General features: G+C 55.0%; 11 protein-coding genes. 4 read left to right on the top strand and 7 right to left on the bottom strand.

What is annotated here, in order from left to right; genetic code table 11:
* Window positions 1-734 (top strand): hypothetical protein (locus VFO10_RS17795; RefSeq protein WP_325142616.1); only part of this gene is annotated, 734 nt, incomplete at its 5' end.
* A gap of 29 nt (window positions 735-763) precedes the next feature.
* Here VFO10_RS17795 and VFO10_RS17790 read toward each other — a convergent pair.
* Window positions 764-1,759: a hypothetical protein gene (locus tag VFO10_RS17790; protein ID WP_325142614.1), complete on the bottom strand. Its 996-nt coding sequence runs from the start codon at window positions 1,757-1,759 to the stop codon at window positions 764-766.
* A 225-nt stretch (window positions 1,760-1,984) separates the two neighbouring features.
* On the opposite strand from VFO10_RS17790, the gene VFO10_RS17785 reads away from it, so the two are divergent.
* The gene (locus VFO10_RS17785) at window positions 1,985-4,168 is read left to right on the top strand and encodes a hypothetical protein (protein ID WP_325142612.1); all 2,184 of its coding nucleotides are present in this window, start codon (window positions 1,985-1,987) and stop codon (window positions 4,166-4,168) included.
* An 8-nt stretch (window positions 4,169-4,176) separates the two neighbouring features.
* Here VFO10_RS17785 and VFO10_RS17780 read toward each other — a convergent pair whose 3' ends face one another.
* Window positions 4,177-4,815: a leucine-rich repeat domain-containing protein gene (locus tag VFO10_RS17780; RefSeq protein WP_325142610.1), complete on the bottom strand. Its 639-nt coding sequence runs from the start codon at window positions 4,813-4,815 to the stop codon at window positions 4,177-4,179.
* A 333-nt stretch (window positions 4,816-5,148) separates the two neighbouring features.
* Window positions 5,149-5,532 (bottom strand): response regulator, encoded by a 384-nt coding sequence (locus tag VFO10_RS17775; RefSeq protein WP_325142608.1) that lies wholly within the window; start codon window positions 5,530-5,532, stop codon window positions 5,149-5,151.
* Between the two features lie 94 nt (window positions 5,533-5,626).
* Here VFO10_RS17775 and VFO10_RS17770 point away from each other — a divergent pair, with 94 nt between their 5' ends.
* Complete coding sequence (locus VFO10_RS17770) at window positions 5,627-7,585, top strand: 7TM diverse intracellular signaling domain-containing protein (RefSeq protein WP_325142604.1); 1,959 nt, start codon at window positions 5,627-5,629, stop codon at window positions 7,583-7,585.
* On the opposite strand, the gene VFO10_RS17765 is transcribed toward VFO10_RS17770, so the two are convergent.
* The 4 genes from VFO10_RS17765 to VFO10_RS17750 all read right to left on the bottom strand — a co-directional run bounded on the left by VFO10_RS17765 (window position 7,525) and on the right by VFO10_RS17750 (window position 10,863).
* Entirely contained in the window at window positions 7,525-7,902 is a 378-nt protein-coding gene (locus VFO10_RS17765; RefSeq protein ID WP_325142602.1) for a hypothetical protein, read from the bottom strand. The two genes, VFO10_RS17770 and VFO10_RS17765, sit on opposite strands and share 61 nt — an antisense overlap.
* Before the next feature lie 93 nt (window positions 7,903-7,995).
* Entirely contained in the window at window positions 7,996-9,378 is a 1,383-nt protein-coding gene (locus VFO10_RS17760) for an adenylate/guanylate cyclase domain-containing protein (protein ID WP_325142600.1), read from the bottom strand.
* A gap of 29 nt (window positions 9,379-9,407) precedes the next feature.
* A complete protein-coding gene (locus VFO10_RS17755) occupies window positions 9,408-10,286 on the bottom strand; it encodes a hypothetical protein (RefSeq protein ID WP_325142598.1) in 879 nt (292 codons plus the stop codon).
* A gap of 10 nt (window positions 10,287-10,296) precedes the next feature.
* Window positions 10,297-10,863: a hypothetical protein gene (locus VFO10_RS17750; protein WP_325142596.1), complete on the bottom strand. Its 567-nt coding sequence runs from the start codon at window positions 10,861-10,863 to the stop codon at window positions 10,297-10,299.
* Between the two features lie 198 nt (window positions 10,864-11,061).
* Here VFO10_RS17750 and VFO10_RS17745 point away from each other — a divergent pair, with 198 nt between their 5' ends.
* Window positions 11,062-11,919 carry a hypothetical protein gene (locus VFO10_RS17745; protein ID WP_325142594.1) on the top strand — a complete coding sequence of 286 codons (858 nt, stop codon included), beginning with the start codon at window positions 11,062-11,064 and terminating at the stop codon, window positions 11,917-11,919.
* The last annotated feature ends 10 nt before the right edge of the window (window positions 11,920-11,929 follow it).

The following is an 11,929-nucleotide window of genomic DNA, read 5'->3' as shown; positions in this document are numbered from 1 at the left end:
TAGCGGAATCACATGGGCCATCCGAAGAATTGATGGCGTGCAAAAAGCGGCGGCGAAAGTCATTATCGTTGACCAGAATATCTATCTGTTCACGCGGCCTGATTCTTCGTCGAATTACTTCATTTGGGAAATCGTACAGCTATCTGCGAGACAGTGGCATCTACTCGGCCTACAACCAGGCATTTTCGGGGACGATTCTTCATGGAATCGTGGATGGACGCCTATCGTATTCAACGGATGAGGGAAAGACCTGGATCAAGTCTGTGGTCCCAAACACTTTATATCCCAGCTACGCTTCCATTCAAGCGGCCGGCTCTCGATCCCTCGTCCTGACCAAAGACAAAGGCATCTATTTTTCCAACAATGGTGGAAAAAAATATATGTCCTGGGACAATACAGCGGTGGACGTTGGCACTGTCTATCGTGCGGCACTTGATGATGATAAGATTCTTATTTCAGCTTCGAAAGGTATCTTTTCCATTGACATGGCAAGCAATTCCACGACACAGATCATGGATAGTTCGCGCTTCCCCCAATTCTATTTCGATACGGCCGTTGCCACTCAAAATAAAATATTCCTGGCAAGCAGCAACGGGATAGCCGTGTCGCGAGATGGCGGACAAAATTTCAGCCTCTACACGACGGGATTGAATCGTTACGACCTTCAATTCCATCTTTTTTCGGATGCTGAATACTATTCCACCTATGGGGACCTTTTCCAGATTCAAGACTAAGGTCCGCGCTGCGGGCTGGCGCGGCCTCGCTATTTGACCGTAATTCCAGCCCCCTCAATCATCAGATCAGCATAAACAAAGTCATTGAGCGCACCGTTGCGCGACGCCGGGGTTACGACAAAGGTATAGACCCCGGCCGGAACCTTGGCTGACACATAGGTGAGCTTCGACTGACTGGCAAGATTGAATTGAAACACGCTCGTTCCATTCGCATTTCTTAGCGCAGCCGTGGTGAAGGATCCGGCGGTATTGGTCAGGCCTGTGCCCACCCCGCAAAGGTTTGTGAAGACGATATTCAATGAGGTTTCCCCGCTCAGCGTCACGGTATAGCTACGCGACCGGGCAAAGGCGATGATCGCGAGATCAATAACCACACAGCCTGTTTCCACAGCAAGACCGGCGCCGTCATCCCCAAGTTTTTGTGGACCACTGTTGAAACGGAGCATGGCAGGTGCAGGAGCAGCCGCCGGTGCAGGTGGAGGGGGAGGGGCTATCGCGGAAACGGCCACGTCCGCTTTGATCGTGGCGTCCATCATGCGGGCGCGATCCTGAATATCGATATAAAGCCAGCCATCCAGAATCCCGCTCCTTTGAAAATAAAAGTTCCAAGCCCAGACCTGCCGCGCTCCATCATTGACGAATTCCTGACGAAGGGGCACGATGGCCGTGGATTGGGCGCGACTGGCCCCTGTGGTGAATGCATAAAGGAAAGCCTGAGCGCGACGACCTTCCAATTCCCGACTGGAAAATTCACACTGCACGGCAGCTTCGTCAAGACTCGTCTGCTCTGGCGCCAGACTGCAGGCAAGAAAGGCCCCGCCCACGGCAACAGGTTCCGAAGCGACAGCGGCCTCGTTATCGTCCTCCTCGACTTCGCTATCATTACTCTTCTGTGTCGGGGCGATGGCCGCGCTTCCGCTTGGTATGCCTCCCCTGTCAAATCCAGTTTTTCCACAATGCGTCAGAAGCATGGCAAGAGCCAGCATCAGGGGCAATTGACTCAAACTTTTGACCAAAACTTTCACGCCATTCTCCGAGTGTGTCTTAAGACCTTTATCGACCAGATACGGAAGCCAGCCAAACTATTCAGTTTTTCCTAGTGTTTACGGGTATGTGCAACCCGGAATTTGCGCGGCCCGAAGAGCCTCATTCGTGCGGGGGGGACGCAGGCTCCGCGGATTTTTGAAAGCCCGAACGTATTTGGATTTGATATGATGGGGAGCCGCGGTGTTTTCCAGGAGGTGACCTGCATGAGGATTCGTCCTGCTCTTCTTTTCATTCTCATCCTCACACTCAACGCCTGCCGTCTCTGGCGCGAGGATGCGGATCGTCGTTCCCCTCCTGGGACCGAAACTCCAGAACCTGAGCAGCCACCTGCAACACCGATGGACCCCAACGATCAACCTGACCCCGACCCGTCCCTTCCCAAACCGGAGGCACGCACGATCCTGCTCGACTACCAGCCAGCCCGGGATCGACTTGACCTTGAAGCCCTGAAGAATCGCCTGCAATTCCCCGCTGTCACGGCTCCGATGATCATCGACGCCTTTCAGAAAAAAGCCGCGCCTCATCCCCGCATCCTGGCCAATCGCGAGGACTTCACGCGTATGAAACAACTCCTCAGCGCCCAGGACCCCTATGTGCTGACCACGGTCGCGACTTTGAAAAAAGCTGCAGAGAATTATCTTAAAGAACCCGTCGCGCCTTATCAGTGGGACGATGCCAATCTTCGCCTGAAGGCCCCGCATGCCACGCAGGAAGCGATCGCTGTCCTCAGTCTTCTTTATCAGCTGACCGGAAACAGCGCCTACGCAAACAAGGTGAGGGATCACCTTTTGAATTATGCGCGATTTTCAAGCTGGAATGATGCCAAGCATTTTCTGGATACCGGCATCATGTCCTATTCCGTCGCTTTGGGATTCGACTGGACCTACGATCGGCTGACGGCTGAGGAGCGCAGAATCATCAGCAGCGCTTTGATAGACAAAGGGATCCGGCCTTACCTCGCGCGCGCAACACCTTCGGCTTTTTGGTATCAGAGCCGCAATAACTGGAATCCCATCTGCAACGGCGGCGTAAGCCTCGCGGCCATGGCCGTCATGGACAGCAGCGCCGAAGCCAAACAGCTGGGTGCGGACGTCCTGGCCCGGGCCCTGCAAGCGGTGCCCTTTTATATTCGCGAATTCGAACCCGATGGTCAGACCGTGGAAGGGATGATGTACTGGGATTATGGCCTCTCGAATCTGATCCGCTGGACAGAAACGTTGAAGCGAACGCTCGGCACGGATTATCGCGCCAGCGAGACTCCAGGCCTGAAGGCGGCTGGATTTTTTCCTGTGGCGGTGTCAGGTCCCGTCACCGGCATCTCACTCGGTGATGATCCTTTGAAAATAACCCGCAGCGGCACCAGTTTTTGGTTTGCCAAACGCTATAATTCCCCGGCTCTCGCGCGCTATCATGCGAATGAGGTGAAGGCCTATGGAAAATATTCCTGGATGGATCTTCTTTTCTATGACCCCAAGCTTGTGAACGCAGGAGGGGCCGGCACCCAGGATCTTCCGCTCGATCGCTATGTCCGGGATCTGGAATATGTGAGCTTTCGTTCGAGTTGGGATCATAACGAAGCTCTGTATGTCGGAATTCATGCCGGGGATAACAGGGCGAGTCACGGGCACCTCGATGCTGGAACTTTTTTTGTTCAAGGGAAGGGCCAGGTCTGGGCCATCGGTGGCCTCGGAAGCGATAACTACACCTTCCCCGGCTACTTCAGCAAGGAAACGCTTCCCGCTTACAAAAGCCCGACAAAAACCGTGAGCGAGCCGGGACGCTTTCATATGTATCGGCTGCGCGCGGAAGGCAAGAATACGCTCGTGCTGAACCCTGACCCCAGGCCCGATCAAAATCCCGAGGGCAAGGCCGAGATTGAACGCATCCTCACGCAGCCCGGAGACGCGATGGCCATCATCAACCTGAGCGGCGTCTATGATCGTGATGCCTCGTCTGTGCGCCGCGGGCTCGGTTTACGGCAAAAGCGCCAGACCGTTCTGGTCCAGGATGAGATTAAAATGAAAACGCCAGGCCGCGTCTGGTGGTCGATGCACACGACAGCCGCCGTGGAGCTGCAGCAGGATGGACGCGTGGCGATCTTGAAAAAAGGCGGACAGAACCTCTGGCTCGAAATTCAGTCTCCGGCACGCGCAGGCTTTGTTCTGCGGGATGCCAGCTATCTGCCAGGTCTCAGTTTTCCCCTGAGCAAAAACAGTCCGAATACTTTTCAAGGGGATCCGGTGAAGAAACTGACGATCACTTTGGATAATGTGAGTGCCGCGACCTTATCGGTGGGAATGAAGCTCGTCACGGATACCCGCAGCGCTCCAGGTTTTCCCGCTTTCGCGCCGCTGGATGATTGGGCGGAGCGCATGACCGTGCCCTGACTGGGCTCTCAGGGATCAGTGATATAACGGCTGCAGAATTCATGGAGTCCATTGGGGATCGCCTTCCCCATCGGACATTGATCTTCATTCCTTTCAATCGGGTTGCCATCAGCGACCAGTCCTTCGAGTTGCCGTAAGGCGCTCAGACTCCTAAGACTCCTGATCTTATTGTTCTGCAGATAGAGTTCGCGAAGATTTTTGAGGTTGGCCACTCCGTCCAACTGCTCCAGCTGATTGTCGGACAGGGACAGAAACCAGAGTTCTTTCACGTTTTTCAGGGGACTGGCGTCTTTTATCCTATTTTCTCCCAGATCCAGCCATCTCAACTTTTGTAATTTCTGGAGCGGCTTAATATCTTCGACCATATTATGGCCAAGGTCCAGGACGTTGAGTTCCTCAAGATCACTCAATTGCGAGAGATCGTTAATCCCGTTTTCACTCACAATCAATTCGCTGAGATTGACGAGGCCGGCGAGAGCGGACAGGTTTACGATATGATTGGAGCCGAGATCCAGCACACGGAGTTGGGTCAGTCCTGAAATCGGGCTCAGATCGACAAGATCCTTTCCCGCTAAGTCGAGTTTGCTCAATTTCTGGAGCTGACTCCACGCTTCATTGCAATCGCTGATGCCAACGGTAGCGCGCATTTGATCCACGGTATGGCGCTGGTCCGTGGGCGCTGCCGGATTTAGGCAAATGTCCACGAAGCTGACTGTGGTCCGAGCCCTGAGGCTTTGGGCTTTGGGCAAGAGCTCAGGAGAGGACTCAGCTTGGGGGCCAGGAGACGATTGGCAGCTGATCGTAAGAGCCAGAAGGCCAAGCAAGCTGGAGATTCTTCGCATGGAGAGGCGCCCGCCGCAAAAGTGGTACAAGATTCCCCATTATCGCAAAGGAAGGCATTTTTAAGCAAGTGCGATGCTGTGCATGAAAAAAGCAGGCCGACCCGGAACCCGGGCCTCAGGGCCTTCGCCCCTGTAAGTTTATTCCATGGCCTTCGGAAAGGTGTTGGTCATCACCGCAGCGATTTCCAGCAGTTTTTCCATGTGCACGGGCTTATGGATTTTCACGACGGCCTGATTCGCGAACTCTTCGGTGCTGTCATCCACTTCCGCGCTCAGAAGAATGATCGGCGTCCTGCGGTTCGGTCCCTGACCATCGCGGACGTGACGGATAATCTGATGGCCCTTCATGCCCGGGACATTCATGTCGAGATTGATAAAGTCATACGCGGTCGCGTCCAGTTCCTTGGCGGCAAGATCCCCATTGGCCACCAGGGTGCAGACGGAGTCATCAAAATAGTCCAGGAACTTTTCCGCCAGCATGCTGGCCAGATCCTCATCATCTTCACAGATCAGAATGTTCACGCCGCCACCCTCCTTTCAGTTTCCATCGGTCCACACTTGGAATTTTACGTTATTCGCCGATAGGATATCAGGATTTTTGCACACGGAACGCGCCATGTTTCATTTTCATAAACTTTGGCTCTTCATCCTGCTTTTCTGCGCGCTTGAATCGCGGGCGGAAACCCAGACTCATGGCCGGCTTGACTTAAGTAGCGAAGATCTGCGGCAGACGTCTTCACTTTTGCTCAATGAGGACATCTGGCTGCTGGAGCCGGAGGGCATGGATTTCAGCGCCAAAGATCCCGTTTTTCAAAAAGGAACCCATCCACGGCATTTCATCAAAGATCCAAAGATCCTGCCCGGAGCTGACTCTGCCACCTTCCGCTTGACCGTGCAGCTGAATAAAAAAGTTCCCCTGTCCCTTATGGTGCCTGAATATCCTTTCTATGAGCTTTACCTGGGCGATCGACTGCTTGTGAAGCACGGGCACTCTCCCGATCAGCCTCAGCGGCTCTATCGCGAGGTCTTTCTGGGCGAAGGCGATGTCTTCCCCATTCGGATCAAAGTGCAAAGGCAGGCCGACTTCTGGCCGCCTTACACCATCTTCAGGCTGGGGCTTCAAGATACGATCCAGAAAACCCAGAAAATGACTGAATTCTATGGTGTCTTCTTCCTGGGCCTTATCGTAATCTCCGCCCTTTATCACTTCGCCCTCGCCTGCATCATTCCGGGCAACAGGCAGTCGCTTTATTTCGCACTCTTTCTCGTCTGCCTCGGACTTAGAGCCAGCCTGAGCGCGGCCGATCAGATCCTGATTCGCATCTATCCCGATTTTTCCTGGGAATGGAGCTGGAAACTCGGCTTTATGGGCTATTTCCTATCCCTACCCACCTTCCTTGCGTTCCTGGGCGCCATGTTCCCCCGGACCATTCCAAGGTACGCCTCGAACATCGTGTGGGGCTGCGCTGCCCTCATCAGCGCTGTGACACTGATCACGTCGGTCGACGTCTACTCGCGCCTTACGAACTATTATCACCTTCTGACCTTTGTCACGCTCGGGCTTGGCCTGAGGAGTTTCGTTCGGGCGTTTCGCCTGAGGATGCCGGGCGTGAAACCATTGCTCGGCACCGTCGTGATGCTCACGGTCGCCGTGATCAATGACGTCCTGGTCGTCAGCTATCTGCTGCAAACCCGGCCTATCCTTGATTTTGCCCTGATGGCCTTCATCTTTTCCCAGACCGTGATCATTTCTTACAATTACGCGCACTCGTTCCGCGATATCGTTCACACCCATAAGCAGCTGCAGAAGCTCGTTTATACGCACGTCGTCACCCAGATCGCGGCGGGTCGGAATCTTGAGGAGACCATGCCGGTAGCCACGCGCGAGGCGGTTGTGCTGTCGTTCGATGTGATCGGTTCCTCGCATATCAAACACCCGCAGTTTCTTCGCGCGCTGGAACACCTGATGGCCAGCTGCCAGCAAATCCTGCATGAAGGTTATGATCCCGTGCGCGTCGCGGCTCGTGGCTACCGCATCAAGGAAATGGGGGATGGGCTTTTGGCTTCAGTCGGATTTCCTTTGGCCAATCCCGACGGCGCCAAGGAAAGCAATGCGGATACGGCTCTGAAAATGGCCGTTCGCTTCTGCGAAGTCTTCCGCCTGGAAATGGAGAAGCTGCAGTATCACGAGCCGCTCTACTGCTCGGTGGGCATCACGCAGGGCATGATCGAAGGATTCTTTCCGGGGAGCGGGATCAAGCAATACGATGTGCGGGGCCGGGCCCTGATCCTGGCCACGCGTTACGAAAGCATGCGCAATATCGTGTTCAAGGTCACAGATGAAATTTCGAGCCTGATCTTTATCCAGGATGAAGTGTATAAGGCTCTGTCCCCCGCTCTCCAGCAGGATTTTGAACGCTGGGACTGCCTGCAGAAAGGTCATCGCATAAGGGACGACGTCCACGCGGTGCAGGCCTGGTATCGCCGTCTGCCGGGCACCACCCCGGCCCGTTCTCAAGGTGCGACCGTCGCTTCCAACGATTCCATGGGCCCAGGTCCCCGCGCGGTTTCCTGAGCCACCTGAAAGATGTATCGCCCCTCATCCAGATCCGGCACGCGAAGACTCGGAGTCGTGATGGACGCCTTGCCTAAGAGCACATGAGGCGCACTCGCGGACGCCCATTGCATGTGATATTTCTGAGCCCCCGCGATCGCATCCCAACGGAGTGAAACAGTCTGCCCCTGAACGCTGGCTTGAAAATTCGTGGGTTTAACCGGAGTTCTTTCATGAATTGAAGGCTCCGGCGCCGGCTTGACCGCAAGATCCTGCGCCGGGCTTTTCGGATCGAAACAGCCAGACAGCGAGAGGCAGACGAAAAGCAGACCGCGCATAAGGATCTCCGTTCCTTGGAACCCTGGGGAAAATCTTTGTACTATCATAAACAGCTGCCGGAAAATCCGTCAACTTTGGGATAAGAAGCGCGATTAGACAGCATGCGAAAGTATCGGAACCTGTGCAGCCTCTGTCACGAGGCTGGTGTAGAAGAGCGATTGCACCTGAGGAAAGTCAGGAACTGGCGCTGGCAGCCTCGTCAGCCTGTGCCAGTTGCGGGTGGCGGATTCCTGCTCCAGGCCCTGCGGCCATTCCCAGGTCACCAGCACACTGAAAAGACCGTGCTGCCATTCGGGGTTGGCCGTGCGCAGCACCTTGGTGTACTGCTCCAAACGCGAACTCAGGACAACGGTTTCACCGGAAATCTCGAATTCTCTTTTGTGCGTTTCATCGCCATAGATCGCAAGATGCACATCACCATAGGCCATGCCGCCCCCGAGGCCCAGGCCCTCGTGCAGCAAGCGCGGGAACTGCTGCAAAAGCTCGATGAAGCCTTTTTCAATGGCGAAGAACGCCTGCAGCGCATGATGATGCAGCTCTTTTTTCCGGCGAATTTCCGCCTGGACCATCGCCTCGGCAAGATCCGGGATATCGCTCAGGTCCGGCAGATCCATGACCCCAAACGAAATCAAATGCCCGTCGCCCATCGACTTATGAACCTGACCACCGTGCGCGTGCACGATGCGGCCGACCAGCCCATAGTAAAGCCTTAAGAACTCATTCAATTCCACCGGCCCCAGATCGCGCATCAGGCGCGAGAATCCGCGGATATCAAGACTCAGGATCAAACCCTGGCTTCGCCGATCGCGCAGGAGGTCAAAGCGGTTTTCATAAAGCGCCGAGGCCACATACTGGCCCAAAAACGGTGTGACGCGAAGTTTAAGATCATGTTCAGCGACAGCGAGGCGACGCTTCGTCTTATGAATGCTGCGGGCCAAAAAAAATGTGACCAGCAGCATCACGAGCATGTCGTTCACAAAAATTTTCAGGAGCGAAACGTTACCGCTTTTCAGAAGAATGACGGAAACCGGCAGGGCGAAGCACAGCATGAACCCGCCCAGTAGCAGATAAAGAAGTCGCGGGGGAGGACTGAGCACGAGCAGCGTGATGACGAAAATGAAAATGTTGGGCCCGTGCACGTAGCCATAGAGTCCCGAATGCCCATCCGCCATCAAAGGCCAGACATGGATCATGCAGGCCAGCATGAAGATGCCCGGAAACGCCAGCATGCCGAAGGCCGCGGTTTTCTGTTCGCTCCAAAAGGCCCGCCGACTGATCCAGGCCAGAATAAAATAAGGCAGGCTATTGAAAAGAAGCCGGGGCCAGGTGTTGCCCCATAGCGTGAGATCGGGTTTGTAAATCCTGATGATTTCAAAACTCGTCAGCCCGTAAAGGCCAAAAGCCACACCGAAAACCAGGGCAAGGGTGGACTGCCGCCGCAGCATCTCGCGAAGGAGATGGGCGTCAGGATCCATCGGCATTCCTGGCTTTCGATTGACCTCCATCAGATCCCCACAACAGAAAGTTGCGCGGCGAAATCCTGCAGGGACTTCGTCTCGGAGCTATAGTACCGATCCATATCCGATTGCTGCAGGATCACAGCGCCTTCAGGTATGTTCGCGCCCGCGGGCACCTTCACGCCCTTGCCGACGCGGACTTTCAGGCCGATGTAGGCCCGCGTGCCGATTTCGCAGCCTTCTTCCAGATTACAACCGTGATTGATCCCGCAGTTGGGTTTGACCGCCACCCGAGGACCGATCCAACAGCGTAGGCCAATGGATGTCACGACACCGATTTCCGCGCCGGCTTCAATGCTGCAGCCGGGCGCGAGCACGACCAGGTGCCCCACAAGGCCCTTGTCCCGGACGCGAATGGCATCAACGAGTATGGTGTTATCGTTCAAACAGATATTGGTCCCGATGGTCGAGCGATTGGCAAGGTAAGCATCCTTGCCGATCTCAAGGACAGGCAGATCACGCAGCCAGGTATCGGGATAGACCACGAAGGACGTGGAAGGCCCTTTGTAGCCGAAGAGTCGGAGCATGTAACTTTTAAAGCGCGGTACAGCGAGGCTGATCGCGTACAGCGGTTTGAAATAGAAAACCTGGGTCCAGCAGATGCCATAGACCCGGCGCCAGCCATAAATCTTATGGAAGGCTTCGCGAGGAAAGCGACCGGGAATGATCTTCGACTGGGCGAAGCTGCTCATGAGTCCCGCCAGCGTGATGAAGCTGGGCACGAATAAAAAGGGAAAAAGTGCAAATGCACCCAGGACGAGCCAGGGATCGAGTCGGGTGAGCGCGAACGATAAAGGCAGCACCGCAATCACCAAGGAACCGACCCAGATCACCGCCAGCATCAATAAGGGCAAAATGTTTGGCATCAGAATACTCCTAAACGGCCAAGGCTTTACGTGTCTCAATGGGGAATTCAAAACGGAAGAGTTCGTCATCGGCGGACAGGATGCAGTCCTGTTCCGTGGCCTGGATCGGATAGCCGACCTGCACGAGGACATGCTGCAAAAGAACGGAAAGCGTCAGGCTTCCTGAACCATGCAGCTGCACCGGCACAGGCTCCCGCTGCTGACGGTTAGGATGCACGAACTCTGTCTGACCGATGTTGGCCAGGAGGGCTTCGCGTAGGAGATCGCGTTCACCGATCTGCAGCTCCAGCCCGGGATGCTGTTTCAGAAGAAAGCGCGCGACAAACCACAGCCGCAGAGCCTTATGCTTATGACTCTCGTTGACCGCACTTTCCAGGATGAAAACCTGGTCCTGTGGATTGACCTGAAGCTCGAATAATTTTTCGATGGGTTCGAGGGTCGGCAGGTCGGAGCCTCTCACAACCAGATAGGGACATGGAGGAAGTTCCGTCAGAAGCGGGGACTCGCCCACGCCACGAAGATCATTAGGGAAGGTTTCGGAACCTCGCCGTTCCTGGATCGCGCGCAATTTTTTCATAGACTCCTCCTTATGGGGACACAGTTCGGTGCGCCGCAGACGAACTTAAGGAAGATGCGCAAGTCCCGGACATACCTAGCAAATAAGACTTAACTCAAGTGTATTACCAGACCCCATAAAAACTGATTTATGACTTTTCTCTGGGTGGGACGGCAGGGGTCTGGTAGGCTCGGGGTCCATTACTGGAAAGGACAATTCATGAGAAAGACTCCGATTCTACTTGTTGGTAGCCTCCTTGCAGCCTGTACCACTACGAGCCCAACTCCTGAAGCAACGCCTGCCAAGGACGAAGCCAAGCGCGAAGTCGTCACCAAGGAACTGCCGAAGACCATCGAGGAGGCTGTGGCCTCGCCCTTCCGCACCGCCCAGAACATGCAGCGCGACATCTATCGCCATCCGGTGGAAACCCTGAAATTCATGGGTCTCAAGCCCAACATGACCGTGGTCGAAATCTGGCCCGGCACCGGATGGTATGCGGAAATACTGGCACCCTATCTCAGCAACCAGGGTCAGTACGTGGCCGCCATCGTGCCCCCTGAAAAAAATGAGTATTTCAAGAAAGCCTACGATACGCTGAACGGCTGGGCCCAGAGCCATCCCAACGTGAAAGTTTCCTATGCGTCCTTCACGCCGCCCGACCTCACGAACTTCGTGAAGCCCGAGTCGGCGGACATGGTCCTCACCTTCCGCAACGTTCACAACTGGAGCGGCAATGATGCGGCGGAGAAAGCTTTCGCCGCTTTTTATAGCGCGCTGAAGCCAGGCGGGATCCTGGGCGTGGTCGAGCATCGGCAGAATGAAAAGACCAAGGTCGATGACAAAGGCAAAAGCGGTTACGTGAAGGAAAGCGAAGTCATTCGCCTGGCCACCAAAGCCGGCTTTAAACTCGACGCCAAATCCGAAATCAATGCGAACCCCAAGGACACCAAGGACTATCCGCAAGGCGTCTGGACCCTTCCGCCCTCGCTGGCGCTGAAGGACCAGGATCGCGCCAAGTATCTGGCCATTGGTGAAAGCGATCGCATGACTCTGCGTTTCATCAAACCCAAAAAGTAAAGCGATGGGG

The sequence above is a fragment of the Oligoflexus sp. genome (genome assembly GCF_035712445.1).
Lineage (GTDB): Bacteria > Bdellovibrionota_B > Oligoflexia > Oligoflexales > Oligoflexaceae > Oligoflexus.
The sequence above is the reverse complement of the archived record's forward strand: the minus strand, read 5'-3'. Positions and strand labels throughout refer to the sequence as shown.